Annotated in this window: 22 protein-coding genes and 1 tRNA gene; 12 read left to right on the top strand and 11 right to left on the bottom strand. The window is 71.0% G+C overall.

The window, feature by feature from the left end; translation table 11 throughout:
- Positions 1 to 125: 125 nt before the first annotated feature.
- From rhaI to ASF23_RS15680, 4 genes are all read left to right on the top strand, one after another.
- Positions 126 to 1,307 (top strand): L-rhamnose isomerase, encoded by a 1,182-nt coding sequence (rhaI, locus tag ASF23_RS15695; RefSeq protein ID WP_055955802.1) that lies wholly within the window; start codon positions 126 to 128, stop codon positions 1,305 to 1,307.
- 5 nt (positions 1,308 to 1,312) lie between these two features.
- Positions 1,313 to 3,433 (top strand): bifunctional rhamnulose-1-phosphate aldolase/short-chain dehydrogenase, encoded by a 2,121-nt coding sequence (locus tag ASF23_RS15690; RefSeq protein WP_082474253.1) that lies wholly within the window; start codon positions 1,313 to 1,315, stop codon positions 3,431 to 3,433.
- A 152-nt stretch (positions 3,434 to 3,585) separates the two neighbouring features.
- Entirely contained in the window at positions 3,586 to 5,100 is a 1,515-nt protein-coding gene (locus ASF23_RS15685) for a rhamnulokinase (RefSeq protein WP_055955799.1), read from the top strand.
- A gap of 125 nt (positions 5,101 to 5,225) precedes the next feature.
- Positions 5,226 to 6,416, top strand: a complete 1,191-nt coding sequence (locus tag ASF23_RS15680; RefSeq protein ID WP_055955942.1) for an alpha-hydroxy acid oxidase — start codon at positions 5,226 to 5,228, stop codon at positions 6,414 to 6,416.
- A gap of 165 nt (positions 6,417 to 6,581) precedes the next feature.
- On the opposite strand, the gene pnuC is transcribed toward ASF23_RS15680, so the two are convergent.
- Positions 6,582 to 7,250: a nicotinamide riboside transporter PnuC gene (pnuC, locus tag ASF23_RS15675; RefSeq protein ID WP_055955796.1), complete on the bottom strand. Its 669-nt coding sequence runs from the start codon at positions 7,248 to 7,250 to the stop codon at positions 6,582 to 6,584.
- Between the two features lie 126 nt (positions 7,251 to 7,376).
- On the opposite strand from pnuC, the gene ASF23_RS15670 reads away from it, so the two are divergent.
- The 4 genes from ASF23_RS15670 to ASF23_RS15655 all read left to right on the top strand — a co-directional run bounded on the left by ASF23_RS15670 (position 7,377) and on the right by ASF23_RS15655 (position 11,625).
- Positions 7,377 to 7,913, top strand: coding sequence for a hypothetical protein (locus ASF23_RS15670; protein WP_235510918.1), 537 nt, complete (start codon positions 7,377 to 7,379; stop codon positions 7,911 to 7,913).
- A 262-nt stretch (positions 7,914 to 8,175) separates the two neighbouring features.
- Positions 8,176 to 9,573 (top strand): GNAT family N-acetyltransferase, encoded by a 1,398-nt coding sequence (locus ASF23_RS15665; RefSeq protein ID WP_055955790.1) that lies wholly within the window; start codon positions 8,176 to 8,178, stop codon positions 9,571 to 9,573.
- A gap of 190 nt (positions 9,574 to 9,763) precedes the next feature.
- Positions 9,764 to 10,513, top strand: coding sequence for a sugar phosphate isomerase/epimerase family protein (locus ASF23_RS15660; protein WP_200919381.1), 750 nt, complete (start codon positions 9,764 to 9,766; stop codon positions 10,511 to 10,513).
- On the top strand, positions 10,510 to 11,625 hold the full coding sequence (locus tag ASF23_RS15655) for a Gfo/Idh/MocA family protein (RefSeq protein WP_055955785.1): 1,116 nt from the start codon (positions 10,510 to 10,512) through the stop codon (positions 11,623 to 11,625). The genes ASF23_RS15660 and ASF23_RS15655 overlap by 4 nt, the downstream gene beginning before the upstream one ends.
- Positions 11,626 to 12,129: 504 nt before the next feature.
- Here the strand turns inward: ASF23_RS15655 and ASF23_RS15650 are convergent.
- The 6 genes from ASF23_RS15650 to ASF23_RS15625 form a co-directional block, all read right to left on the bottom strand.
- On the bottom strand, positions 12,130 to 13,005 hold the full coding sequence (locus ASF23_RS15650; RefSeq protein WP_055955781.1) for an ABC transporter permease: 876 nt from the start codon (positions 13,003 to 13,005) through the stop codon (positions 12,130 to 12,132).
- Complete coding sequence (locus tag ASF23_RS15645; protein WP_055955778.1) at positions 13,002 to 13,952, bottom strand: ABC transporter ATP-binding protein; 951 nt, start codon at positions 13,950 to 13,952, stop codon at positions 13,002 to 13,004. Before ASF23_RS15645 ends, ASF23_RS15650 begins: the two co-directional genes overlap by 4 nt.
- Positions 13,953 to 14,091: 139 nt before the next feature.
- On the bottom strand, positions 14,092 to 14,370 hold the full coding sequence (locus ASF23_RS15640) for a hypothetical protein (protein WP_055955775.1): 279 nt from the start codon (positions 14,368 to 14,370) through the stop codon (positions 14,092 to 14,094).
- Between the two features lie 192 nt (positions 14,371 to 14,562).
- A tRNA-Arg gene (locus ASF23_RS15635) sits at positions 14,563 to 14,635 on the bottom strand.
- A gap of 89 nt (positions 14,636 to 14,724) precedes the next feature.
- The gene (locus ASF23_RS15630; RefSeq protein ID WP_055955939.1) at positions 14,725 to 15,510 is read right to left on the bottom strand and encodes a dienelactone hydrolase family protein; all 786 of its coding nucleotides are present in this window, start codon (positions 15,508 to 15,510) and stop codon (positions 14,725 to 14,727) included.
- Positions 15,511 to 15,566: 56 nt separating this feature from the next.
- The gene (locus ASF23_RS15625) at positions 15,567 to 16,943 is read right to left on the bottom strand and encodes a glucose-6-phosphate dehydrogenase (protein WP_055955772.1); all 1,377 of its coding nucleotides are present in this window, start codon (positions 16,941 to 16,943) and stop codon (positions 15,567 to 15,569) included.
- 164 nt (positions 16,944 to 17,107) lie between these two features.
- Between ASF23_RS15625 and ASF23_RS15620 the strand changes: the two genes are divergently transcribed.
- On the top strand, positions 17,108 to 17,437 hold the full coding sequence (locus tag ASF23_RS15620; protein WP_162236779.1) for a DUF4333 domain-containing protein: 330 nt from the start codon (positions 17,108 to 17,110) through the stop codon (positions 17,435 to 17,437).
- 49 nt (positions 17,438 to 17,486) lie between these two features.
- Here the strand turns inward: ASF23_RS15620 and ASF23_RS15615 are convergent, their stop codons facing one another.
- Entirely contained in the window at positions 17,487 to 18,272 is a 786-nt protein-coding gene (locus tag ASF23_RS15615) for an SDR family NAD(P)-dependent oxidoreductase (RefSeq protein WP_055955767.1), read from the bottom strand.
- Between the two features lie 174 nt (positions 18,273 to 18,446).
- Between ASF23_RS15615 and ASF23_RS15610 the strand changes: the two genes are divergently transcribed.
- Both ASF23_RS15610 and ASF23_RS15605 read left to right on the top strand, forming a co-directional pair.
- Complete coding sequence (locus tag ASF23_RS15610) at positions 18,447 to 19,658, top strand: Gfo/Idh/MocA family protein (RefSeq protein ID WP_055955764.1); 1,212 nt, start codon at positions 18,447 to 18,449, stop codon at positions 19,656 to 19,658.
- Entirely contained in the window at positions 19,655 to 20,590 is a 936-nt protein-coding gene (locus tag ASF23_RS15605) for a sugar phosphate isomerase/epimerase family protein (protein ID WP_055955761.1), read from the top strand. Before ASF23_RS15610 ends, ASF23_RS15605 begins: the two co-directional genes overlap by 4 nt.
- A 57-nt stretch (positions 20,591 to 20,647) precedes the next feature.
- Here the strand turns inward: ASF23_RS15605 and ASF23_RS15600 are convergent, their stop codons facing one another.
- Complete coding sequence (locus tag ASF23_RS15600; RefSeq protein WP_235510917.1) at positions 20,648 to 22,369, bottom strand: 5-oxoprolinase/urea amidolyase family protein; 1,722 nt, start codon at positions 22,367 to 22,369, stop codon at positions 20,648 to 20,650.
- A gap of 115 nt (positions 22,370 to 22,484) precedes the next feature.
- Positions 22,485 to 23,249 (bottom strand): LamB/YcsF family protein, encoded by a 765-nt coding sequence (locus ASF23_RS15595; RefSeq protein ID WP_055955757.1) that lies wholly within the window; start codon positions 23,247 to 23,249, stop codon positions 22,485 to 22,487.
- A 184-nt stretch (positions 23,250 to 23,433) separates the two neighbouring features.
- Here ASF23_RS15595 and ASF23_RS15590 point away from each other — a divergent pair, with 184 nt between their 5' ends.
- Positions 23,434 to 25,272, top strand: coding sequence for a thiamine pyrophosphate-binding protein (locus tag ASF23_RS15590; protein WP_055955754.1), 1,839 nt, complete (start codon positions 23,434 to 23,436; stop codon positions 25,270 to 25,272).
- A gap of 97 nt (positions 25,273 to 25,369) precedes the next feature.
- On the opposite strand, the gene ASF23_RS15585 is transcribed toward ASF23_RS15590, so the two are convergent.
- On the bottom strand, positions 25,370 to 26,341 hold the full coding sequence (locus tag ASF23_RS15585) for an SDR family NAD(P)-dependent oxidoreductase (protein WP_055955751.1): 972 nt from the start codon (positions 26,339 to 26,341) through the stop codon (positions 25,370 to 25,372).
- Between the last annotated feature and the right edge of the window lie 107 nt (positions 26,342 to 26,448).

The raw sequence follows: 26,448 nt of genomic DNA, 5'->3' as shown, positions 1-26,448 counted from the left end.
GGACCGCCGTGTTCAGAACACCCCTCGTGACGGGCCGCCCCCGCCGTACCACCACCCCGCTTGCGCCGACCGCGCTGCGGGGGTACCGTAATGAAACGATTCAATAAGCACGAGGACGTGACACGATGCCATCACCGGGAACCGGCAACCGCTTCTCCGACATCACCGACGAGCTCGCCGAGCAGGCGATCGAGCTCCCGAGCTGGGCCTTCGGCAACTCCGGCACCCGCTTCAAGGTGTTCAGCACGCCGGGGACCCCGCGCGACCCGTACGAGAAGATCGCCGACGCCGCCAAGGTGCACGAGTTCACCGGGCTCGCCCCGACCGTCGCCCTGCACATCCCGTGGGACCTCGTCGACGACTACACCGACCTCAAGCGCCACGCGAACGAGCACGGGGTCGAGCTCGGCACGGTCAACTCGAACACCTTCCAGGACGACGCGTACAAGTTCGGCTCGCTCACCCACACCGACAGCGCCGTCCGCCAGAAGGCGATCGACCACCACCTGCAGTGCATCGACGTGATGGACGCCACCGGGTCGCGCGACCTCAAGGTCTGGCTCGCGGACGGCACGAACTACCCCGGCCAGGGCGACATGCGCTCCCGCCAGGACCGGTTGCACGAGTCGCTGAGCACCATCTACGACCGGCTCGGCGACGACCAGCGGATGGTCCTCGAGTACAAGTTCTTCGAGCCGGCGTTCTACCACACCGACGTGCCGGACTGGGGCACCAGCTTCGTGCAGACACAGGCCCTCGGCGACAAGGCGATGGTCTGCCTCGACACCGGCCACCACGCCCCCGGCACGAACATCGAGTTCATCGTCATGCAGCTGCTCCGCCTCGGCAAGCTCGGGTCGTTCGACTTCAACTCGCGCTTCTACGCCGACGACGACCTCATCGTGGGCGCGGCTGACCCGTTCCAGCTGTTCCGGCTCCTCGTCGAGGTGCTCCGCGGCGGCGGGTTCGCGAACCCCGACGTCGCGTTCATGCTCGACCAGTGCCACAACGTCGAGGACAAGATCCCCGGCCAGATCCGCTCGGTGCTCAACGTGCAGGAGATGACGGCGCGCGCACTGCTCCTCGATCGCGTGGCGCTCACCGCCGCGCAGGAGGCGCACGACGTCCTCGGCGCGAACCAGATCATGATGGACGCCTTCTACACCGACGTGCGCGCCGACCTCGCCGCATGGCGCGAGACCCGCGGCCTGCCGGCCGACCCGATGGCCGCCTACCTGGCGTCGGGCAACCAGGAGACGATCGCCGAGGAGCGCCTGGGCGGCGTCCAGGCCGGATGGGGAGCCTGAACCGCATGACGAACGTCACGAGCACGGACCGGACGGACGGACTGGAGGGACGGCGCGACACCGCGGGCCCGTCCGGCCCGGCGGGCGGTCCCGTCCCCGACCCCGTGGCCGATCTCGTCGCCCGGTCGAACCGCCTGGGCTCGGACCCGCGGATCACCAACTACGCGGGTGGCAACACGTCGGCCAAGGGCACCGCGACGGACCCGGTCACGGGCGAACCGGTCGAGCTGCTCTGGGTCAAGGGTTCCGGCGGCGACCTCGGGACGCTCACCCCCGGCGGCCTCGCCGTCCTCCGCGTCGACCGCGTCCGGGCGCTCCAGGACGTCTACCAGGGACTCGACCGCGAGGACGAGATGGTCGCGGCCTTCGACTACTGCCTGCACGGCAAGGGCGGTGCGGCACCGTCGATCGACACCGCGATGCACGGGCTCGTCGACGCCCCGCACGTCGACCACCTGCACCCGGACGCCGGCATCGCAATCGCCACGGCCGCGGACGGACCGGCGCTGACGTCGACGATCTTCGGCGACCGCGTGGTGTGGGTGCCGTGGCGTCGACCGGGGTTCCAGCTCGGGCTCGACATCGCCGCCGTGCACCGCGACCACCCCGACGCGATCGGCACCGTCCTCGGCGGCCACGGCATCACCGCGTGGGGCGCGACGTCCGACGAGGCCGAGGCGAACTCCCGCTGGATCATCGACACCGCCGAGGCGTACATCGCCGCGCACTCGCGTCCCGATCCGTTCGGGTCCGTTCGACCCGGGTTCGAGGCGCTCCCCGAGGAGCCCCGCCGGGAACGTGCCGCAGCCCTCGCCCCGACCATCCGCGGCATCGCGTCGCACGACAAGCCACTGGTCGGGCACTTCACCGACAGCGACGTCGTGCTCGACTTCCTCGCGTCCTCGCGCGCGCCGGAGCTGGCGGCCCTCGGCACGAGCTGCCCCGACCACTTCCTCCGGACCAAGGTGAAGCCGCTCGTGCTCGACCTCCCGGCCTCGTCGACCGTGGAGGAGGCGATCGCCAGGCTGCGCGAGCTCCACGAGGAGTACCGCGCCGACTACCAGGCGTACTACGACCGCCACGCGACGGCGGACTCCCCCGCGATCCGGGGCGCCGACCCGCTGATCGTCCTGGTGCCGGGGGTCGGGATGTTCTCGTACGGCAAGGACGCCCAGACCGCTCGCGTCGCCGGCGAGTTCTACGTCAACGCGATCAACGTGATGCGCGGGGCCGAGGGGCTCAGCACCTACGCCCCGATCGACGAGGCCGAGAAGTTCCGGATCGAGTACTGGGCACTCGAGGAGGCGAAGCTCCGGCGGATGCCCGCCCCGAAGAAGCTCGCCTCGCGGATCGCGCTCGTCACGGGTGCAGCGTCCGGCATCGGCAAGGCGATCGCCACACGCCTCGCCGCCGAGGGCGCCAGCGTCGTCATCGCGGACCTCGACCTCGCGAAGGCCCAGGCAGCCGCCGCCGAGCTCGGGGGGACGGACACCGCGATCGGCCTCGCCGCGAACGTCACGAGTGCCGCGGACATCCAGCGGGCGGTCCGGGACACGCTGCTGCAGTACGGCGGCCTCGACCTCGTGGTGAACAACGCGGGTCTGTCGCTGTCCAAGTCGCTCCTCGAGACCACCGAGGCCGACTGGGACCTGCAGCACGACGTCATGGCGAAGGGCTCGTTCCTGGTGTCCAAGGCCGCGGCGACGGTGCTCATCGAGCAGGGACTCGGCGGGGACGTCGTGTACATCTCCTCGAAGAACTCGGTGTTCGCCGGGCCGAACAACATCGCGTACTCGGCGACCAAGGCGGACCAGGCGCACCAGGTGCGGCTGCTCGCGGCGGAGCTCGGCGAGTACGGCGTCCGGGTCAACGGGATCAACCCCGACGGTGTCGTCCGCGGTTCCGGCATCTTCGCGTCCGGATGGGGTGCGAACCGGGCGAAGACGTACGGGGTCGACGAGCAGGACCTCGGGGCGTTCTACGCGCAGCGCACGATCCTCAAGCGCGAGGTGGTGCCGGAGAACGTCGCGAACGCGGTCTACGCCATCTGCACGAGCGACTTCAGCCACACGACCGGCCTGCACATCCCGGTCGACGCGGGTGTCGCCGCCGCGTTCCTGCGCTGACCCCGCCCGTACCCCCGCCCCTACCCCCACCCCGGCGAACTCTCACGGCACGCTGGCGAACCCGCACGTTCGTGGAGTTCAGACCCCGTCCGCACTCCACGAACGTGCGGGTTCGCGGTACTCGATCACGACCACCACCCGGAAGGCACACCATGAGCACGAGCGGCAGCGTCGCCGCGGTCGACCTCGGCGCCACCAGCGGCCGGGTGATCGTCGGGCACGTCGACACCGACGGCGTCCGGATGGAGCACGTGAGCCGGTTCCCGAACGGCCCGGTCACCCTGCACGAGGGCGTGGACCACACGGGCAGCCGGGACACCCTGCACTGGGACGTCGTCGGGCTTCACGCAGCCGCGGTCGACGGACTCCGGCGGGCAGTCCAGGACAACGACGACCTCGCGAGCATCGGGGTCGACTCCTGGGCGGTCGACTACGGACTCCTCCGGGGCGGGCGCCTGCTCGGCCTCCCGACGCACTACCGTGACGCCCGGCACGAGGCCGGCGTCCGCACGGTCCACGCACGGGTCGACGCGGCCGAGCTGTACCGGCGGAACGGCCTCCAGCATCTGCCGTTCAACACCGTCTTCCAGCTGGCGGCCGACCCCGCGCTGCCCGAGGCCGAACGGATGCTCCTCGTCCCGGACCTCCTCGGGTACTGGCTGACCGGGGTCGAGGGCGCCGAGCGGACGAACGCGTCGACGACCGGCCTGCTCCAGCCGACCACCCGCGGATGGGACATGTCCCTGGCACGCATGACGGGCCTCCCGGCCGGGCTCCTGCCCACCCTCCGCGACCCAGGAGACCGACTCGGCCCGCTCCTCCCGGCCGTGCGCAGCGCCATCGGCGCTCCCGACGCCCTCGGCGTCACACTCGTCGGCTCGCACGACACGGCGAGCGCCGTCGTCGCCGTCCCCGCGAGCGAACCGGACTTCGCGTACATCTCGAGCGGCACCTGGTCGCTCGTCGGGGTCGAGCTCGAATCCCCGCTGCTGTCCGACGCGGCGCGACTCGCGAACTGCACGAACGAGGGCGGCGTCGACGGCCGCGTCCGCTTCCTGAAGAACGTGTCCGGCCTGTGGCTGCTGTCCGAGTCGGTGCGGACCTGGGAGCGCGACGGCGCGCGCATCGATCTGGAGGCACTCCTCGCCGCCGCCACGGACGTCACCACCCGGGTCCCCGTGTTCGACACGATGGACGACCGGTTCACGCCGCCGGGCGACATGCCGGCACGCATCGACGCGTGGTGCGACGAGCACGGCGTCCCTGCCCCCGCGACCCGTGCCGAGTACGTCCGGAGCATCCTCGAGTCACTCGCGGTCGCCTACGCGGAGACCGTCGAGACCCTCGAGCGCGTGACCGGACGAGCCATCCGCGTCGTGCACGTCGTCGGGGGCGGCTCGCAGAACCGGCTGCTCTGCCAGCTCACCGCCGACCGGACCGGGCGCCCGGTCCTCGCGGGCCCCGTGGAGGCGACCGCGCTCGGCAACGTGCTCGTCCAGGCACGGGCCGCGGGACTCGGACGGCTCGGGGGTGCGTCGCTCGAAGCGCTGCGCGACGTCGTCGCGCGGACCGTCGACCCCGCCAGCTACCATCCAGAAATCGGACGTGTGACCCCGGCCCACCCCGGAACGGCGTCACGCCCGGCAACCGCGAGGAGCACCTCATGACCGCGTCCACCTCAGATCAGCGCATCGACCCGGCCACCGGCGCCCCCGTCGCCGGACCGGGTGCCAGCGGTCGCCGCACGAACGTCCGACGTCAGCTGCCGAGCGTGCACGACCTCGCACCGCTCATGCAGTTCAAGAAGCCGGAGCTCAACGCGCGCAAGCGACGACTCGACCAGGCCCTGACGATCTGGGATCTCCGGGACATCGCCGCGCGCCGTACCCCCCGTGCGGCATTCGACTACACCGAGGGTGCCGCCGAGGCCGAGATCTCGCTCGCGCGTGCACGCCAGGCGTTCGAGGACATCGAGTTCACACCGTCGATCCTCCGTGACGTCTCCGAGGTCTCCACGAGCTGGGACGTGCTCGGCGCTCCGGTCGCACGGCCGTTCGGCATCGCTCCGACGGGCTTCACGCGGATGATGCAGACCGAGGGTGAGCGCGCCGGGGCGTCGGCGGCCGGGCGTGCGGGCATCCCGTTCTCGCTGTCGACCATGGGCACGACCGCGATCGAGGACGTCCGCGACGCGAACCCCCACGGGCGCAACTGGTTCCAGCTCTACATGTGGAAGGACCGCGAGAAGTCCATGGCGCTCGTGTCGCGTGCCGCCCGTGCCGGGTTCGACACGCTGCTCGTCACGGTCGACGTGCCGGTCGCGGGCGCGCGGCTCCGGGACAAGCGGAACGGGTTCTCCATCCCGCCAGCACTGACCCCGAAGACGGTCATCAACGCGATCCCACGGCCGTGGTGGTGGTTCGACTTCCTGACCACCGAGCCGCTCGCGTTCGCGTCCCTCGACCGATGGTCCGGCACGGTCGGCGAGCTCCTCGACTCGATGTTCGACCCGACCGTGACGTTCGAGGACCTCGCGTGGATCCGCGACCAGTGGCCGGGCAAGGTCGTCGTCAAGGGCGTGCAGTCCCTGTCCGACGCCAAGCGCCTGGCGTCGATGGGGGTCGACGGCATCACGCTGTCGAACCACGGCGGCCGGCAGCTCGACCGCGCACCGATCCCGTTCCACCTGTTGCCGTCGGTCGTCCGCGAGGTCGGGAACGACACCGAGGTCCACCTCGACACGGGCATCATGTCCGGCGCCGACATCGTCGCCGCCGTCGCCCTCGGTGCCCGGTTCACCATGGTCGGACGGGCGTACCTGTACGGGCTGATGGCCGGTGGCGAGGCCGGTGTCGACCGGATGATCCAGATCCTGTCGGAGCAGATCGAGCGGACGATGCGGCTGCTCGGGGTGAACTCCCTCGAGGAGCTGGAGCCCGGGCACGTGCAGCAGCTGCAGCGCCTGGCGCCGATCCCGCGCTGACGCCGGGGCCGGGCCTGCCGGAAGCGGTTGCGTGCGGGGGGCTGGCTGGCTGTCGGGCTGTCAGAAGCGGTTCTGTGCCAGGGAGCGCCAACTGGCCGAGGGAGTCCCTGGCACAGTTGACGCCCGCTGGCACAGAACCGATCCGCCGCCGTGGCGCCGCCGGGCTCAGGCCCCGACGGTCTCCACGGTCGGGGTCGTCACGCGACCCTGCCGCATCCAGACGAAGAACCCGGTCAGGGTGAACACCCCGTAGAACACGTACATGAGTCCCGACGCGTAGTACCCCGCCGAGAACAGCAGGGGCACACCGACGAAGTCGACGGCCACCCAGATGAGCCAGAACTCGACCCATCCCTTCGCCATGCCGTACGTCGCGAGGAGCGACCCGACGAAGATCCAGGCATCGCTCCACACCGGCTCGTAGGAACCGAGCGCCCGGAACACCGGCGTCAGCACGAGCGTCCCGCCGACGAGACCGACGACGAGCAGCGCGCGCGTCGGCCAGGAGGCCCATCTCGGGTCGACGACGCTCGTCGCCTCGGTCGGACGGTGCGTCCACCGGTACCACCCGTAGACGGACACGACGATGAACATCACCTGGCGTCCGGCCTGGCCGAGGAGGTTCACCGGGTTCGGGGTGTCGAACACCGCGCCGAGGAACACCGTGAAGAGCAGCGCGTTGCCGACGATGCCGACGGGCCAGGCCCAGATCTTCCGGCGCATCCCCCCGAGCGCGCTGAGGAGCCCGAAGACGTTGCCGATGATCTCGCGCCACAGGATCGTCTGGTCGCCGATGACGAGCTGCGCGTCGAACAACCAGCGCACGATGCCCATGCCACCCCTTCCGTCGATGTCGTCTCATGCAACCGCATGGACCTCGGCAGCATTCCGAGCCGCGCTCCGAGGCCCGCGCTGCTGGCCCGCATCCCGAGGCCCGCGCTCCGAGCCTAGGGTGGCGTGGTGGACGACGTGGACGATATGGGCGAGGTACTCGCGGTGGTCCGGGACCTGCTCGCGGACGCTCGACGCACCCTCGAGTCCGCCGACGCCCGCGACGAGGCCCTCGGCGAGTACGTCCAGCCGAAACCGATCCTCGGCATCCGGCGGGACGCCACCATGCGCGACCTCGGACGGGTCTGGCGGCTGGGGGTGCTGCTGCTCGGCCGTCGGGAGGGGCTCTGGGCGACCGGGGCGATCACCAGGGTCACGGAGCCCGGGCGACCACAGTGGCAGTCGAACTCGGCCGAGATCCGTCGGGCGTACCGGGCTGCGGCGAACAAGGGGCACTTCCCCTCGGGCGAGACCGTGAACCACGGCGCGGTGCCGATCCCGCTCGACGAGACCCTCGCGGCCGACACACACGGCCCGCTGTTCATCCGGGACGGCGTGCCGGTCGTCCGCTGGAGCCCGACCGCCGGCAACGACGGAGCGATCCCGCTGCAGGACTACCTCGCGGACCGGGTGGAGCTGCTCGTGCACCCGCCGCAGGGAGCGTGACGGGGCCGCACCGTCCCTCCCGGCCGTGTCCCTGCGCGCTCGCGCGCCCGCGCTCGTCGCTCTGCGCGGAAAGCGACGAGATCGCTCGCATCCTCCGCCCATCTCGTCGTTCTCCCCGGAGAGCGACACCGGCTCCCCGGAGAGCGACAGCAGCTTCCCGGAGAGCAACACCGGTCCCCGAAGAGCGACACCGGTTCCCGGAAAGCGACACCGGTTCCCGGAGAGCGACACCGGCCGGGGCCTCGTCGCTAGGCTCGACACCGTGGACAACGACGCCTTCGACGACCGATACGAGCTCCGCCGCTTCACCCCCGGCCTGACCGAGGACGGCACCGACGTCGACGCCAGGACGACCAGGTACACCGCGAGCATCGCCATGGGGTTCCACGAGCCCCTCGAGAAGCCCGCGGTCCTCCTCCGCCACGTGACGGAGTGGATCGAGCAGGGCGAGGAGAACCTCGGGGTGTACCGCCGGCACCCGCAGCCGGGGTCGGTCGACGAGAACGAGCCGGTCGGCACCTTCGTCTGGTTCCCGAAGCCGCTCAGCTGGGGCGACGGGACCGAGCTCGACACCTTCGCGGTCTCGGGTGTCACGGTGCGCGCGACCGAGCGGCGGCGCGGGGTCCTCCGCCGGATGATGACCGAGTCGCTCGACCGCGCCGTCGAGCAGGGGTACGCGATCGCCGCCCTCACCGCGAGCGAGGGGTCGATCTACCGCCGCTTCGGCTTCGGCTCGGCGATCCGCGAGCGCGTCATCGAGGTCACCCGGCAGGGCGCGACGCCGTTCCTCACCCCGACCTCCGGCGAGGTCGTCGTGGTCGAGCCGGAGACGCTGCGGGAGGGTCTCGCGAAGGACGTCTACGCCCGCTTCCACGCCAGGACACCGGGCTCCATGACGCGGAACGTCGGGGCGTGGACGTCGCTCCTCGGGCGTACGGACGAGGACGAGCCCGACCGCGCGGTCCGTGCCGCCGTGCACCACCCGGCCGACGGCGGACCGGTCGACGGGTACGTCACCTACCGGATCGTCGACGGCGAGACGAACTCGGCCCGCCTCGACGTCATCGACCTCGTGTACGCGACCGACGAGGCGTACCTGTCGCTCTGGGAGTACCTGCTCTCGGTCGACCTCAACCGGAGCGTCCGGTACAACCGCGCTCGCATCGACGACCCGATCGTGCTCGCCGTGCCCGAGAACCGGAAGGTGGAGATCCGGCACGAGGAGGACCACGTCTGGCTGCGCGTCCTCGACCCGGTCCGGGTGCTCGAGTCGCGGCCGTTCGCCGCCGACGGCGCACTGACGTTCACCGTCGCGGATGCGCTCGGGTTCGCGTCCGGCACGTACCGGCTCACCGTCCTGGAGGGTCGGGGCCGCGTCGAGCGGGTCGGTGCCGGTCCGGTGGACGGCGGGGCTGGTGCCGGTGTGGACGGCGACCTGTCGCCGGACGTGGCCGGCCCGTCGCTGGACGTGGCCGATCTGTCGCTGGACGTGGCCGATCTGTCGCTGGACGTGGCCGATCTCGGCGCGGTCCTGCTCGGCGCCGTCGACCCGGTGTCACTCGTCGCCGCGGGGCTCGTGCACGGGGACCCCGCGGCGGTGCGGTTGCTCCGCGCGATGCTCGCCCCGGAACGGGCCCCGCACGGCATCAGCTACTTCTAGCAGGGCGCGGGATGCGGCGCGCGGGCACGGTCGCGGTCTCGCGCTGCTCGGACCTGCGACACCGTGCGCACCCTGCGCACCCTGCGCACCCTGCGCATCCCTCGCACCCGGAAGCCGGTTTCGTTAGGCTTGGAACATCTTTTGCGTCATCATCAGCAAAAGCCCCACCCGCCATTACGAAGGAGTCCCCTTGGCCGCCAGATCAGTGCAGCTCTACTCGGTGCGAGACGCGGTTGCGGAGGACCTCGACGCCGCCGTCGCACGCCTCGCCGCGATCGGCTTCAGCGCCGTCGAGCCCTACGGGTTCCACGAACGCACGGAGGACTACGCCCGTGCCTTCGCAGCGACGGGCGTGACCGCACCCTCCGGGCACGCCGCCGTGATCGACTCGGACTCGCCCGAGCAGATCTTCCAGGCCGCCCGGACCCTCGGCATCCAGACCGTCATCGACCCGTTCATCCCCGCGGAGCGCTGGCAGACCGCGGACGACGTCGAGGCACTCGCCGACCGGGTGAACACCCTCCGTGAGCAGGCCGCCACGTACGGTCTCGAGTTCGGGTACCACAACCACAACTGGGAGCTCAGCACCCGGATCGACGGACGGCACGCCCTCGAGGTCTTCGTCGACCACCTGGCCCCCGAGGTCGTCCTCGAGCTCGACACGTTCTGGTCCACCGTCGGCGGCGCGGACACCCCCGCGCTCCTGGCGTCCCTCGGCGACCGCGTCCGGTTCATCCACGTCAAGGACGGTGCCATCAGCGACGACACCTCGCTGCAGCAGCCCGCGGGGTCCGGAGACATCGGGGTCGGCGCCATCCTCGCGGCCGCGCCGAACGCCGTCCGCGTCGTCGAGTTCGACGCGTATGCGGGCGACGTCTTCGAGGGGATCGCCCAGTCGTTCGCCTGGCTCGACGCGAACGACGCGCAGGGCACCGAGTGACCGCCGCGAGCGGGTCAGGACCCGTCGGCGTCGGGATCATCGGTGCCGGGAACATCTCCACGCAGTACCTGGAGAACATGACGAAGTTCCCCGACCTGTCGGTGGAGTTCGTCGCCGACATCGCCCTCGACCGCGCGAGCGCCCAGGCCGAGGCGTTCGGCGTCCCGGCATCCGGCTCCGTCGAGGAACTCCTGGCCCGCGACGACATCGAGATCGTCGTCAACCTGACGATCCCGGCCGTGCACGCCGAGGTCGGTCGACAGATCATCGCCGCCGGCAAGCACGTGTGGAGCGAGAAGCCCCTGGCTCTCGACCACGCGTCCGGCGCCGCGTTGCTCGCGGCCGCTGACGCCGCCGGGCTCCGGGTCGCCTGCGCTCCGGACACCGTGCTCGGTGCCGGCATCCAGACGGCGCTCCGGTCGATCGCCCGCGGGGACATCGGCACGCCGCTCTCCGCGACCACGATGTTCCACGTCCCCGGACCGAACGCCTGGCACCCGAACCCGGAGTTCCTGTTCGCGAAGGGTGCCGGCCCGCTGTTCGACATGGGCCCGTACTACGCGACGATGCTCGTGCACGCGTTCGGCTCGGCCTCGACGGTGCAGGCGGTCGCGTCGACCTCGCACACCACCAGGACGATCGGCAGCGGACCCCGCGCGGGCCAGCAGTTCCCGGTCGAGGTGCCGACGCACCACGCGGCGCTCATCGGCTTCGCGGGCGGCCAGTCCGCGCAGTCGACCTTCTCGTTCCAGCACGCACTCCCCCGGGCGGGCTTCGTCGAGATCAACGGCACCGACGGCACCCTCGTCGTCCCGGATCCGAACGGCTTCGACGGCGACTCGGAGCTCTGGACCTTCGGGGCGGACGCACCGCGGACGATCCCGGCGGTCGGCTCGACGTACGGCCGGGGCTCCGGCGTGCTCGACCTCGCCCGTGCCATCCGTTCCGGCGGCACCGAGCGCGCGAGCGGTGCGGTCGCAGCGCACGTGCTCGACGTGCTCCTCGCCATTTCCGAGGCCGCGGACACGGGCACCCGGGTCGACATCGCGTCGAGCGTCACGAAGCCCGAACCGGTCCCCGAGGACTGGGACCCGGCGGAGGCGACGCTCTAGCGAGCGGCCGCGACGCTCTAGCGAGCCCACGCGGACGGGAGGGACGGTACCCATCGCGGACTCATCCGAACGAATGGACGGGGCGGTCCCTTCGGGCGACGCGCCGGACCGGGCACGCTCCGTACCGTCGAGGGATGACGAACACACGGAGACATCAGCACAGGCCCGTCCGAAGCGTGTGGCTCTTCCCGCTCGTCGTGGTCGTCCTCGGTCTCGGCGCCGTCGCGGTGGTGACCGCTGGGATCTGACCGTGACCGCTGGGATCTGACCGTGACCGCTGGGATCTGACCGGGCGAGGGACGGACTGGAGGCGCGGTGCCATGCCGCACCGCGCCTCCAGTCCGACGGTGGTCGCGTGCGCATCACCGGACCGACGGGACCCGGCACGGTTCCGTGTACCTGCCCGACCAACCGGTTCGGGACACGCGGCGGCGTTCGTTCCCGTACCCGATGTCCCGAACCGGTGTGGCAGCCCGGAACGCGACGCGGCTGGATCGCGACGCGTCAGACGTCGCGGGAACGCGCGATCGCCGTGGCGGCGGCGCCGACGACGACGACCTCGCCGGCGAGGACCGCGAACCCACCCCACCCGTTCAGCACGACACCCGTCTGGCCAGTGGCCGCTCCACCGCTCGGGTACGCGAAGAGCTGTCCTCCAGCCTCCGACGGCAGGAACTTCGCGACGTCGAGGATCCACTCCGCGTTCGTGAGGCCCGCGAACAGCGCGAGGATCACCGGCAGCACGAGGAGGATGCCGAGCGTGATCGCGATGCCGCCCGCGCTCGACCGCACCAGCAGCCCGATGGCGTACGCCAGGAGTGCCAGGAGCGTCACGTAGACGGACGAGCCGAGGATGGGCAGGAACACGGCCGGGTCGCCGAGGTCGGCGTGCACGTTGTTCGCAGCCTGCAGTCCGACCGAGATCGCGACGCCGATCCACGTGGCGACGGCGCTCACGACGAAGGTGGCGAGTGCGAGCACGAACGCCTTGGCGAGGATCACGCCGATGCGCCCAGGATCCGCCGTGAACGTCGAGCGGACCTGGCCCGTGCCGTACTCGCCGGTGATGATGAGCACGCCGAGGACCCCGACGACGAGCGCGGTGATGGAGACGCTCGCGGTGTTGACGCTCACGAGGGTGCCGTTCGCCTGATCGGCCGGCAGGCTCGGGCCGCCCTGGTTCACGAGGGATCCCAGCAGCACCGCCATCGCGATCGTGAGGACGACGAGCACCGCGTAGCACCAGACCGTGGACCGGATGCTGCGGAGCTTGATCCACTCGCTCCGGACGAGTCGCGGGAAGCTCAGCCCGACACCGCTCGGTGTCGTGGCGTCACGGTGACGGTGCTGGTCGGTCGTGGTGGGTGTCTGGGCGCTCATCGGCCGTTCTCCGATCGGTACTCGACGTCGTCGCGGGTGAGGGCCATGTAGGCCTCCTCGAGGCTCGCGCCCGTCGGGGTGAGTTCGTGCAGCACGACACCGGCGTGCGCCGCGATCGCACCGACCGTGGGTGCGTCGGGGCCGACCACGAGGAAGGAACCGTCGTCGCGCGGGGTCGCCGAGAACGTCGCCCCGTCGGCCGCCGCGTGTTCGATCGCTGCGAAGAGCTGATCGGGCGACGGGGTCCTGACCACGACTCGATTGCCACCCCCGGCGGCACCGGCGGCAGGGTCGCCGCCCGCGACGAACTCCGCGATCGGCGCGTCGGCGAGCACACGGCCCCGCCCGAGCACGACGACCCGGTCGGCAGTCTGCGCCATCTCGCTCATGAGGTGGCTCGACAGGAACACCGTTCGACCGTCGGCGGCCATCCGGCGCGCGAGCTGACGGACCCACAGGACGCCGTCCGGATCGAGGCCGTTCACCGGCTCGTCGAGGATCAGGGTCTTCGGGTCACCGAGCAGTGCCGCAGCGATGCCGAGCCGCTGGCCCATGCCGAGCGAGAAGCCGCCGACGCGCTTCCGGGCGACGGAGTCGAGCCCCGTCATGTCGATCACCTCGTGTACCCGCGACTTCGGGATGCCGTGCGTCGCGGCGAGGGAGAGCAGGTGGTTGTACGCGCTCCGACCGGAGTGCACCGCCTTCGCCTCGAGCAGCGCACCGACCTGTCGGAGCGGATCCCGGAAGCTCTGGTAGGGCTGGCCGTTGACGGTCGCCCGGCCGCTCGTCGGCCGGTCGAGGCCCATGATCATGCGCATGGTGGTCGACTTGCCCGCGCCGTTCGGCCCGAGGAAGCCCGTCACGCTGCCCGGCCGGACGACGAACGAGACGTCGTCGACGGCGAGCTTCGGGCCGTAGCGTTTGCTGAGGTTCTGGACTTCGATCACGCGCACCACGGTATTGGGCCTGGTGATGGTCGCGCGTCCCCCGCAAGGTGGAGGTCCCGCGGCGGAGCGCGCGGGTCGGCGTGGAGGACCGCTCGGGTCGGCGTGGCGAAGCGCGCAGCTCGGCGTGACGGACCGCGGCTCAGACCGGGCGACGGCGACGACTGACGGCGAACCCGACGGCCGCGACCACGCAGGTGAGCGCGACGAGGGCGGCGACCCGAGCGATCGCCCATGCCTGCTGGAACTCCTGGTACTGCTCCCGTGTCACGACGATGGTCACACCCCGGTCATCCCGGATGGCGGGGAGGAGGAGCCCGTCGGGGACGTGCAGGACAGCGGTCACGCAGACGATCACGGCGAGGACCGCGACCCCGGCGAGGACGAGGGCGGGCGCCTGTCGCCGGAGCCGATCGCGCATGGGTCCACGCTAGGGCGTCGTCGAACCCGGCGGGACGAGTGTGCTGGACCCAGTTCGAGGGAGCCGACGAGGGCCGACACCGCTGCAGGATCGCCGCGTACCGCACCGCACCGCACCGCACCGCACCGCACAAAGAAATCGCCCCCGATCCCGGTGGGATCGAGGGCGTCTCTCCTGCTGTCTCAAACAGTGTGCGCTCGAAGGGACTCGAACCCCCAACCTTCTGATCCGTAGTCAGATGCTCTATCCATTGAGCTACGAGCGCATGGCCTTGCGACCGAGGAAGACTCTATCAGCGCCGGTCCCGGCACGCCAATCGACGGCGCGCCGGGACCGACATCGGGCCGTCGAGCGTCAGGACGCGGCCGGCTCCTCGTCGAAGAGCTCTGCGAAGAAGTCCTCCATCGCCCGCCACGAGCGTCGGTCGGCGCGCTCCTGGTACTGGGCACCGTGCTCCGGGGAGTCCGTCCCGGGGACGGCGAACGCATGCATCGCGCCGGAGTAGGACACGACCTCCCAGTCGATCGACGGATCGGTGCGCATCTCGTCCTGCCACGCGGACACCTTGTCGTCGGTGACCATCGGGTCGGCGGCACCGGTGAGCACCAGCAGCTTCGCGTCGATGTCGGACACGTCGGCCGGCTCGTGGGTGATGAGACCGCCGTGGAACGAGATGGCACCCGCGAGCGGGGCACCGCTGCGTGCGAGCTCGAGCGACGTCGAACCCCCGAAGCAGTACCCCATCACCGCGACCTTGGACGGGTCGACGTCGGGGTCGGCGAGCAGTCGGTCGAGGCCGGCACGAGCGCGAGCACGCATGAGCGGCAGATCGCCGTAGAAGCTCCCGGCGAGCTGCCCGGCCTCCTCCGGCCCCGGGCGGACGCCCTTGCCGTAGATGTCGGCGGCGAAGGCGACGTACCCGAGCCGTGCGAGCATCGTGACGCGAGCCTCCATGTGCTCGTTGACACCGAACCAGTCGTGGATGACGAGGACGGCGGGTCGCGGTTCACCGATCGCGGTGTCCTTCGCCAGGATGCCCTCGAGGGGCGTGCCGTCCTGGTCGTAGTCCACCGCCCCGACGCTGATGTCCGCTCCGGCGGGCTCGGGAACGGTCTGGAGGATGTCGTCGACACTGGTCATGAGACCGACCGTACGCGCGGCGACCGACGATCGGCACGGCGCCCGGTCGCCGCCGATCACCGGAGCAGGTTGTCCCAGCTGTCGGGCCCGGAGGACCCGGCGGCGTACTCGTCGAGCGGGGAGTCGTCGTGCTTCCACGCGTCGATGACCGGCTGGACGATCTTCCAGCACTGCACCGCACTGTCGCCGCGGACGGACAGGGTGGCGTCACCCTCGAGCACACCCGCCAGGACCTCGCCGTAGGCGCTGAGGCGCCCGGGGTTGAACTTCGTCTCGAGCTTGGCCCGGTCGACCTCGTACGGATCACCGGGGCCGTTCACGTTGAGCTCGAGGCTCATCTCGTCCGGGGCGATCCAGATGCGGAGCTTGTCCTGCTCGTGGTTGCCCTTGACGCCCTCGGGCACGTGCGGCGACGGCTTGAAGGTGATGATGATCTCGCGACGCTGCTCACCGAGCGCCTTGCCGGACCGCATGGTGAACGGGACACCTGCCCAACGCCAGTTCGCGACCTCGACCGTGACCTGCGCGAGCGTCTCGGTCTCGTTGTCGGGGTCGACCCCGTCCTCGTCCACGTAGGACGGGAGCTTCCGGTCGCCGATCGTGCCCGCGGTGTACCTGGCCCGCTTGCCGGCGGTCGACGCGTCGCCACCCCACGGCTTGATCGCCCGGAACACGAGTTCCTTCTGCGACTGGAGGTCGTCCGCGCTCAGCGACGCCGGCGCCTCCATCGCGACGACGGCGAGCACCTGCAGGAGGTGGCTCTGGATCATGTCGGTCAGTGCCCCCGCGTGGTCGTAGTACCGCGCCCGGTTCTCGAGGCCGAGCGTCTCGTCGTAGATGATGTCGACGCTCTCGACGTGGGTGGACGACAGGAGCGGCTCGATGATCCGGTTCGAGAATCGGAGTCCGAGCAGGTTCAGCACCGTCGAACGACCGAGGAAGTGATCGACGCGGTGTATCTGCCCCTCGGTCAGGAACGAGTGCAGCAGGTCGTTGAGCTTCTCGGCGCTCTCGGCGTCGGTGCCGAACGGCTTCTCGAGCGCGAGTCGGATGCCATCGGGGAGCGTCATCGTGGCGAGCTGCTCGCACGCCTTCTCGGTGATCGCCGGCGGGAGCGCGAAGTAGATCGCCGGGTCGAACGAGCACTCGGCGAGCAGCGCCTTCAGGTCGTCGGCGCTCGTGACGTCCGCCTTCCGGTACTTCGACTTGGCGACGACCTCGTCGAACCGGCCGCCCGAGCAGTCCGCGGACTCGAAGGCGTCCTTGACGATCCCGCGCCAGTCGTCCTCGGACAGGTCCTCGACCCCGGCACCGATGAGTTCGACGTCGTAGTCGGACTTGACGTCGAGGAGGGTCGCGAGTCCCGGCATGAGCAGGCGTTTGGACAGGTCCCCGCTTGCGCCGAGGATGAGGAGCGTGGTCTGGATTCCCATGCACCAGACGGTACTCATGCCGACGCCCCGTGTCGCGGACCGGCGGCCGACCTGTGGAGACCGGCTCGTGCCTCCCGGCTGTGCGGGAGAGGCCCGACGTCTAGGTTCGCCCCATAGGGAACCGGGGGACGACCATGCGCCGAGGCGCGCTCACCATCGTGATCGTGGCCTCTGCCTGCCTCGCGCTCAGCGCGTGCTCGTTCCACGTCGCCGCCGGCACGGGCGGCCACCGGGTGAACGACGACGTGGTGGCCTCGAAGGCCGCGTTCGAGAAGCTGGTCGCGACCACCCTCGCGAAGTCGGTGGACAACGGCACGACGCCCGACATCGACTGCGGCGACGACGACGTCACGCTGGAGAACGGCCGCGTGCAGCACTGTGCGCTGTCGGTGCCGGGAGACAGCACACGGTACGACGTCCGGGTCGAGATCTCGGACGTGCAGAGCTACGACGACTACTCGATCGACGCGACGGTCGCCGACGAACCGGAGTAGCCGTCATCCGCGACCGGTGCGGTCGCCGTCAGCCGATGCTCGGTCGACCTCACCCGATGTGCGCCTGGCCCGTCGACGCGGTCGTGCCGCCGTCGACCGGGAGCGTCACGCCGGTGATGTACCGAGCGTCATCCGACGCCAGGAACAGGAAGGCGGGTGCGATGTCGGCGGCCCGCCCGGTCCGTCCGAGAGCGGTCCGGTTGTCGAACGGCGCGGACGCAGCGGGGTCCGCGAACCGCTCGATGTTCGCACCCACCGGGGTGAACGCCGGCGCGACGGAGTTGACCCTGATGCCCCTGGCGCCGAGGTCGAGCGCGAGCGACTGCATGAGCATCGTCATCGCACCCTTCGTGGCGTTGTAGACGGCCTGGCCCCAGTCACCGCGGACGCCCGACGCGCTCGTGGTGAAGAGCACGACCCCCTGCGACCGCTCGAGGTGCGGGAGCGCCTCCTGCACGAGGAACACGCTCCCGTCGATGTTCGTGCCGATCATGGCGCGGTAGTCGTCGTCGTCGAGCGCGTCGATCTCGCCTCCGGAGTACGCGGCGGCGTTGCTCACGACGACGTCGATGCCACCGAACCGGTCCGCGGTGATCGCCACGAGGTCGGCGACGCTCTCGCGGTCGGAGACGTCGGTCGGGACCGCGATGACGTGGTCGGCCGGGGCACCCTCCGCGGTCTCGGCCAAGGCGTCCTCGCGTCGGCCGGCGAGCACGACGTTGCAGCCCTGGCCGATGAACCCGCGCGCGATCGCCTGCCCGATGCCGGACCCCGCACCCGTGACCACGACCGTTCGGCCGGCGAGACGGTAGTCCCCCGTCGGCCCGTCGTCCACAGCCGCTCGGTTCTCCACAACATGCCCTGGAGGAAACGTCGAACCCTGACCTCGCGCAATACCGTTGTCGCTCATGGGCATGACGGTACGCCGGCACTTCTGCTCTGATCGGACCGAATTCGGTCCTTGAACGGCGAAGTTCGGCCCGAATAGCCTCGCACCACAGGGAGCACGATGAACAGCACCACGAACACCGCGCCACTGCGCGTCGCCGTCATCGGCACGGGCATGATCGCCGGCGTCCACGTCCGGTCGGCTCGTGCCGCCGGCGCGACCGTCGTCGGCATCCTCGGCCGGAACGCAGCCCGCTCCGCGCAGGTCGCGGCCGAGCTCGGGATCCCGACCGGCTACAAGGACATCGACGACCTCATCGCGGACCGTCCGGACGTCGTGCACGTGTGCACGCCGAATGACCAGCACCACCCGCAGACCCTCGCGGTCCTCCGTGCCGGCATCCACGTGGTGTGCGAGAAGCCGCTGGCGATCAGCGCCGAACAGGCCGACGAGCTCGTCGCCGCCGCCGAGTCGGCCGGGGTGGTCGCGACCGTCCCGTTCGCGTACCGCTACCACCCGATGGTCCGCGAGATCCGGGCACGCATCGCCGCCGGGGACATCGGTCGTGTCCTCGCGATCCACGGCTCGTACCTGCAGGACTGGATGCTCGACGAGGGATCGTCCTCGTGGCGGGTCGACGCGACCGAGGGCGGTGCGTCCCGTGCGTTCGCCGACATCGGCTCGCACTGGTGCGACCTCGTCGAGTTCGTGACCGGCGAGCGGTTCGCGACCGTCAGCGCGGTCACCGACATCGTCTACCCGACGCGTCCCGCGGCGGCTGGGCCGTCCTTCTCGGGCGCGCCCGTCCCGGACGCCCCGTCGCCGGACGCGCTGTCGGGAGGGCCGGGTGGCGTCCCACAGGCCGACGTCACGACCGAGGACACCGCCGTCGCGACCTTCCGCACCGAGCACGGCCGCATCGGCAACGTCGTGATCTCGCAGGTCGCGTCCGGCCGCAAGAACCGACTCTGGTTCGAGGTGGACGGCACGCGGTCGAGCGCGGCGTTCGACCAGGAGCAGCCCGAATCCGCGTGGTTCGGCTCCGAGACGGGTGCGACGATCGTCGTCCGCGACCCGTCGCAGGGGTCCCCGGACCAGCGCCGTCTCGCGATCGTGCCGTCCGGGCACCCGCAGGGGTACCTCGATGCGTTCGCCGCGTTCGTCGGCGACACCTACGCCGCGGTGCGGAGCGGGAGCTCCTCACCCGCGGACTGGCCGGACGGGCTGCCGACCTTCGCTGACGGCGCACGGTCGGCCCGCATCATCGATGCCGTCGTGGCGAGCGCCGCCGCGTCGACCGGCTCGGACAACCCCTGGAAGGGAATCGCATGAAGCTCGGGATGCTGACCGCCTGTCTGCCCGGATGGGACCTCGGCCGGATCGCGGAGTTCGCCGCGGGGCAGGGGTACGAGCGGCTCGAGGTCGCGGTGTGGCCGAAGGTCGGCGGTCGCGAGTTCGAGGCATCGCACCTGCCCGTCGCGACCTTCACCGACGAGGACGCCCAGGCCACGCAGGACCTGATGGTGCAGCACGGGCTCGACATCAGCGCGTTCGCCTACTACGAGAACAACCTGCACCAGGACCTGGCCAAGCGGGAAGAAGTGAGGACGCACCTCAAGCACGCGATCGACGCGGCGCAGAAGCTCGGCGTGCCCTACGTCGGGACGTTCATCGGACGGGACAACTCCAAGTCCGTCCGGGAGAACATCGCCGAGGGCAACCGGGTCCTCCCCGAACTCATCGACTACGCCGGCGAACGTGACGTCAAGCTCATCATCGAGAACTGCGTGATGGAGGGCTGGCACCCCGACGGCTACCCGGGCAACATCGCCTACAGCCCGGAGCTCTGGGAGTGGATCACCGGACTCGGGTTCGGCCTCAACTGGGACCCCTCGCACCTGACCTGGATCGGCATCGACCCGCTCGAGACGATCCTGCCGTTCGCGGAGCACATCGTGCACGCGCAGGCCAAGGACCTCGAGCTCTTCCCGCAGAAGCGCAACCAGTACGGGTTCTTCGGGCTCGTCGACAAGGGCGGCGACCCGTGGGACATGGGCTGGTGGCGCTTCCGGGTGCCCGGTCGCGGCGTCGTGGACTGGCCGCACGTGGTCGATCGGCTCTACGAGGCCGGGTTCGACGGCACGCTGTCCGTCGAGCACGAGGACCCGCTGTGGGGCGGCACGGACGACAAGATCCTCGAGGGACTGCGGATCGCGCACCGGACCCTCAGGCCGTTGATCGCCGAGGAGACAGCCGGCGCCTGACGCCTGGCGCCCGTGCCGCGGGCCGGATGCCGGATGCCCCAGGGGCAGCCCGGGCTGTCAGCCCGGCACGACCCGGAAGCGAAGGCGCGTCCCCGCGGGGCACTGTGCGACCCTGCCGAGGTGCTCCGGCACCACCACCGCGATCACCGGGTAGCCGCCCGTCACAGGATGGTCCGCAAGGAACACCACGGGCTGTCCGTCGGCCGGGATCTGCACCGCGCCGGCCACCGTCGCCTCGCTCGGCAGCTCCCGCGAGACCGAGCGTTCGAGGGGCGGTCCCGCGAGTCGCATCCCGACCCGGTTGGACTGCGGCGTGACGATCCACACCGTGTGCCCCATCGCGGCGACCGCCGCCGGCGTGAACCAGTCGTCACGCGGGCCGAGCGTCACGTCGACGGTCACGACGGATCGCGTCCCGGGTCCGGCTGGGGTCCCGGACGGGGCCTCGGTTCCGGGTCCGGTTCCGTGGTCGCTTCCTCCGGTCGTGGTCCCGGTCGGGATCCCGGACGGGAGGCCCGGCCCGTGTTCCGGTGCGCCGCTCACCGCTCCCCGGGTCGCGTTCCCGACCGGCAGCACCGAACCTGCTCGCAACGGAGCCGGCCCGAGCCCCGACAGGACGTCCGCGGACCGGGAGCCGAGCACGCGCGGCACGTCGAACCCGCCGAGCACGCCGACATAGGTGACGACGCCGGTCTCGGCCGGTCCGACGACGAGGACCTCCCCGTCGTGGAGCAGGAGCGGCCGGTCACGCTCCACCTCGGTGCGGTGCGGGTCGTCATCGGCGTCCGGCCACTTCGTCCAGAGCCGTCCCGACGCCCCGGTCACGGCGAGGAGGACGGATCCACGCGCCCGGAGTTCGAGTCCCCCGCCGACGTGCTCGATCGCCGCCGCATCCGCTCCGTTACCGACGAGCCGGTTCGCCCGTCGGAACGCGGCACGGTCCAGGGCGCCGGACGCGGAGACCCCGAGGGCACCGAGCCCCGGCCGACCGAGGTCCTCGATGAGGCTCAGTCCCCCGGCGGCGAGCACCTCCAGTGAAATCGGATCACGACGGTCCTCGCGCATCGCCACGGCGTCGGTCGGTGTCGTCATGCACGAACCACGTCGCGACTCGGACACCCCCGTCGGACCTGACACCTCCGCCGGCACGAACCGGACCCGCATCCCCGGCTGGAGCATCGCGGGCGGGGTCCGGTCGAGGTCCCACATCGGCGTCGCCGTCCGGCCGAGGAGCTGCCACCCGCCTGGACTCCGCCGCGGGTAGACACCGCTGAACAGTCCCGCGATGCCGACCGCGCCGGCCGGGATCGCCGTCCGCGGGGTCGGTCGACGTGGCACCTCGAGCACCGGGTCCCCGCCAGCGAGGTACGCGAACCCCGGGGCGAACCCGGTGAACGCGACGTCGTACGTCGGGGCGCTGTGCCGGGCCACCACCTCGGCGGCGGACAGCCCGGTCAGCGCCGCGACCTCATCGAGGTCCTCACCGTCGTAGACCACCGGGATCTCGACGAGCTCGCCGGCTGCACGACTGCCGGTCCGCACGGTGAGCGACCGGATCGTCGCGATGATCCGTGCTGCGGCCCCTCGTCCGGGCCGGTACCGGACGAGCACCGTACGGGCCGCGGGGACGAGCTCGACGACCTCCCTCAGCCGGACGTCGATCAGGGCATCGTTCAGGGCGTCGAACAGCGCGAGAGCGGCAGGACCGTCGGCGACCTCGACCAGCACCGCTCCAGTCCCGACGGGGAGGAGACGGAGTCCCTGCACCGGCGGCGTCACGGACGGGGGCATCGAGGACGAGGACGACCCGGCATCGCCAGCGCCCGGGCCTTCGGGAGCACCGGGGCCATCAGGAGCGCCAGGAGCGTCAGGAGCATCAGGAGCATCGACGGGATCAGACGAACGCCGCGATCGAGCAGCCGGCGGACTCGAGTGCCCCGCGGACCGCCCGTGCCGACGCCACCGCCCCGGGCGAATCGCCGTGCAGACAGACCGACGCCGCCGCCACCGCCACCCGTGACCCGTCCACCGCCGTCACGCTGCCCGTCTGCACCAGGTCGACGACCCGCGCCGCGATCACCGACGGGTCATCGAGCACCGCGCCGGGCAGCCGCCGGGACACCAGCGAGCCGTCGGGGTCGTACGCCCGGTCGGCGAACGCCTCCGCGACGACCGTCAGACCGGCGTCGGCGGCCAGCGTTGCGAGTGCGGAGCCGGCCAGCACGACCAACGGGAGGGACGGGTCGACGGCGAGCACTGCCTCCAGGACGGCGTCGGCGTGGGGTCCACCGGACGCGATCTCGTTGTACAGCGCACCGTGTGGCTTGACGTACCGGACGGTGCTGCCCGCGGAGGCGGCGAGCGCCTGCAAGGCGCCGATCTGGTAGACGACGTCGGCGACGAGCTCCGGCACGGACGCGTCGACGTACCGGCGGCCGAACCCGGCGAGGTCGCGGTAGGCGACGTGTGCGCCGATCGAGACGCCCCTCTCCGCCGCCGCCGTGAGCACCGTCCGGAGTGAGAGCGGGTCGCCGGCGTGGAACCCGCACGCCACGTTCGCGCTCGTCACGACGTCGAGCATCGCGGTGTCGTCGCCGAGTGTCCATCGGCCGAACCCCTCGCCGAGGTCAGCGTTGAGGTCGATCGTCGGAGCACCCATGCCTCGATCCTGCCGCCCGGACGCGTTCTGTGCCAGCGGGCGTCAACTGTGCCAGGGAGTCCCTCGGCCAGTTGACGCTCCCTGGGGCAGAACCGGTTCCCGCACGCTGAGACACCCGGACGCCGTCGGGAGCAGGCTGGAGCGGCCGCAGCACCAGCACACCCAGCACACCCAGGGAGCACCCATGAGCCAGACCGTCAGCGAGTTCGTCATCCACCGCCTCCAGAAGTGGGGCGTCAGCCGCATCTTCGGCTACCCGGGCGACGGCATCGGCGCGTTCGACGGCGCACTCGGCAAGACGGACCGCAACGGCACAGGCATCGAGTACGTGCGGCCCACCCACGAGGAGATCTGCTCCCTCATGGCCACCGCCCACGCCAAGTTCACCGGCGAGGTCGGGGTCTGCGTCGCGACGTCGAGCCCCGGGGCCTTCCACATGCTGAACGGCCTGTACGACGCCCAGATGGACAACCAGCCCGTCGTCGCGATCCTCGGGCAGCAGGGGCTCGCCTCCGTCGGCACGTTCACCCAGCAGGTCTCCGACCTCGAGCGGGTGTTCGCCGACGTCTCCTGCTACACCGAGACGATCGTCAGCCCCGACCAGGCCCAGGTGGTCATCGACACCGCGTTCAAGACGGCGATGCTCCGCAAGCAGCCCGCGGTCGTGATCCTGCCGCACGACGTGCAGTCGCTCACGTGGGAGGAGCCGGGCGCCGAGCACTGGGTCTCCCGCTCGAGCGACGTCGCGCCGAGCCTCGCGATCACCCCGCCCGCCGACGAGATCCGGAAGATGGCGGACATCATCAACGCGGGCGAGAAGATCACCTTCCTCGTCGGCGCCGGGGCCCGTGGCGCGACCGACCTGGTGCTCCGGGCGGCGGAGAAGGTCGGCGCGGGCGTGATCACCGCCCTCCGCGGCAAGGACGTCGTCCCCTCCGACGTCCCGTTCCACACCCAGCAGCTCGGACTCCTCGGGTCGCTGCCGAGCCTCCACCAGGTCCAGCGGTGCGACACCATCGTCCTGCTCGGCACGAACTACCCGTACGGCGAGTACATGCCGAAGACGGGGAGCGCGCGCGGCATCCAGGTCGACATCCGGCCGGAGATGCTCGGCCTCCGCTACCCGACGGAACTGAACCTCTGGGGTGACGTCGGCGCGACCCTCGAGGCCGTGCTGCCCCTGCTCAGCGACAAGAGCGCCGAGGGGACGCCGAACCGGGAGTGGCAGGAGGAGGTCGCCGCCGAGATGGTCGACTGGGAGCACGAGATGGACGCCCAGGCCGAGGTCGGGTACAGCGACGGCGTGAACCCCCGCCGGGTGATCAAGGCCGTGAACGACCACCTGCCCGAGGGTGTCACCGTGACCTGCGACGCCGGGACCACCGCCGACTGGTACGGCCACCACATCCGCCTGCGTCGGGGCATGCACGGCGACATGTCCGGGCGCCTCGCGACGATGCTCGCGGCGATGCCGTACGCCGTCGCCGCGAAGTTCGCGTTCCCGGACAAGCCCGCCGTCTGCACGATCGGTGACGGCGCGTTCCAGATGCTCGGGATGAACGAGCTCATCACCGTCAAGAAGTACATGGGCCAGTGGGAGAACAAGCAGCTCGTCGTGGTCATCATGCACAACGACGACCTCGGCCAGGTCTCGTGGGAGATGCGGACCGAGGACGGTAACCCGATGTGGAACGGATCGCAGGACGTCGAGACGATGGACTACGCCGGGTACGCGGAGCTCCTCGGGTTCCGGGGTGTCGCCGTCCGGAGCGACGACGACGTCGAGGCCGCCGTGGCTGCGGCGTTCGCCCACGACGGCGTCACGGTCATCGACGCCTACGTGTCGCGCAACGTCCCGCCGCTCCCGCCGCACATCACCGCCGAGTACGCGATCAACACCGCGAAGTCGCTCCTGAAGGGCGACCCGGAGGAGCTGTCGGTCGTCGTCGACTCCGCCAAGGCTATGGCCACCGAGGGCGTCGAGCGCGTCAAGGGCGCGCTGCACATCGGCGACCGGAAGTAGCCGACGCGACCGCCGGTCACGGACGTGACCAGATGACGGACTGGAGGGACGGTGTCAGCTGGCACCGTCCCTCCAGTCCGTCGCTGGTCACGCTGGGTCAGCGACCGACGAGGCGGTCGGACACGTCCCAGAGGCGCTCCGCCGCGGCCGGGTCGAGCGCCCACTCCTTGACGCCGTGCGGATGGTCGACGAGCGTCGCGTCGTTGCCGACCGTGTACGCCTCCTGCCCGTCGTCGAGGTAGTGCCCGCCGGTCCGGGCGAACTCCGGCCGGACCGCGGCGACGAGCGTCGTCGCGGCACCCTGCTCGAGGGTCTTGTACGAGAACGCACCCGCGGCCTCGGCCGCGTCGAGGGACGCACGCTGCGCCGCTGAGAAGTTCCGCTGCAGACCCGTCGCGATCCCGCCGGGGTTGACGGTGTTCGCCACGATCCCCTCGTCCGTCCATCGCCGTGACGCCTCGACCGAGAACAGGGAGTTCGCGGTCTTCGACTGCGCGTACGCGATCTGCGGGTCGTACGGCCGGCATTCGAAGTGCAGGTCGCCGAAGTCGACGTCCGCACGCATGTGTGCGGTCGAGCTGAGGACGACGACCCTGGCACCGTCGCGGTCGGATGCTCCGAGCGCCAGGGCCGGGTGCAGCCCCGAGGCCAGCGCGTGGTGCCCGAGGTGGTTCGTGGCGAACTGGAGCTCCCACCCCCGGGCGGTCCGTTCGAGCCCGCCCGTGACGAGGCCGGCGTTCGCGACGAGGAGGTGCAGCGAGCCAGTCCAGTCCCGGACGAAGCGTGCGACCGAGTCCGGGTCCGCGAGGTCGAGCTGCGCAACCCGGGGTCGGATCGTGCCGGGTGCCCGGGCGATGGCCGACGCGACGTCCTCCCCGAGGCCGACGTTCCGCACCGCGAGGGTCACCATCGCACCGGCGGCGGCCAGGACGCGCGCCGTCTCGACGCCGAGCCCCGAGGTGGCACCCGTGACGACCGCCAGGACACCCCGGAGGTCGACGCCGCGCACCACGTCCTCGGCGGTCGACGTGGCGGTGAACGGGGTGGTGATGCGTGCGGGCTCGGTCATGCGAGCACCGTACGCCGAGTTCGAGGCGGTCCGGGACGATCGGCCTGCCGTTCGGGCATGTGAACAACGCATGACGTCGGCGCGCCCCGGTTGTGCTGCACCTGAGT

Source organism: Curtobacterium sp. Leaf261 (genome assembly GCF_001422205.1).
GTDB lineage: Bacteria > Actinomycetota > Actinomycetes > Actinomycetales > Microbacteriaceae > Curtobacterium.
Note: the sequence above shows the minus strand (reverse complement) of the source record. Positions and strands in the feature narration are given on the sequence as shown.

Coding starts and splice junctions, on each gene's coding strand:
- ASF23_RS15640 (WP_055955775.1), bottom strand. CDS start 14,370: ATGCGCGATCGGCTCCGGCGACAGGCGCCCGCCCTCGTCCTCGCCGGG.
- ASF23_RS15610 (WP_055955764.1), top strand. CDS start 18,447: ATGAACAGCACCACGAACACCGCGCCACTGCGCGTCGCCGTCATCGGC.
- ASF23_RS15680 (WP_055955942.1), top strand. CDS start 5,226: ATGCAGTTCAAGAAGCCGGAGCTCAACGCGCGCAAGCGACGACTCGAC.
- ASF23_RS15690 (WP_082474253.1), top strand. CDS start 1,313: ATGACGAACGTCACGAGCACGGACCGGACGGACGGACTGGAGGGACGG.
- ASF23_RS15595 (WP_055955757.1), bottom strand. CDS start 23,249: ATGGGTGCTCCGACGATCGACCTCAACGCTGACCTCGGCGAGGGGTTC.
- pnuC (WP_055955796.1), bottom strand. CDS start 7,250: ATGGGCATCGTGCGCTGGTTGTTCGACGCGCAGCTCGTCATCGGCGAC.
- ASF23_RS15625 (WP_055955772.1), bottom strand. CDS start 16,943: ATGGGAATCCAGACCACGCTCCTCATCCTCGGCGCAAGCGGGGACCTG.
- ASF23_RS15650 (WP_055955781.1), bottom strand. CDS start 13,005: ATGAGCGCCCAGACACCCACCACGACCGACCAGCACCGTCACCGTGAC.
- ASF23_RS15605 (WP_055955761.1), top strand. CDS start 19,655: ATGAAGCTCGGGATGCTGACCGCCTGTCTGCCCGGATGGGACCTCGGC.
- ASF23_RS15685 (WP_055955799.1), top strand. CDS start 3,586: ATGAGCACGAGCGGCAGCGTCGCCGCGGTCGACCTCGGCGCCACCAGC.
- ASF23_RS15585 (WP_055955751.1), bottom strand. CDS start 26,341: ATGACCGAGCCCGCACGCATCACCACCCCGTTCACCGCCACGTCGACC.
- ASF23_RS15630 (WP_055955939.1), bottom strand. CDS start 15,510: ATGACCAGTGTCGACGACATCCTCCAGACCGTTCCCGAGCCCGCCGGA.
- rhaI (WP_055955802.1), top strand. CDS start 126: ATGCCATCACCGGGAACCGGCAACCGCTTCTCCGACATCACCGACGAG.
- ASF23_RS15590 (WP_055955754.1), top strand. CDS start 23,434: ATGAGCCAGACCGTCAGCGAGTTCGTCATCCACCGCCTCCAGAAGTGG.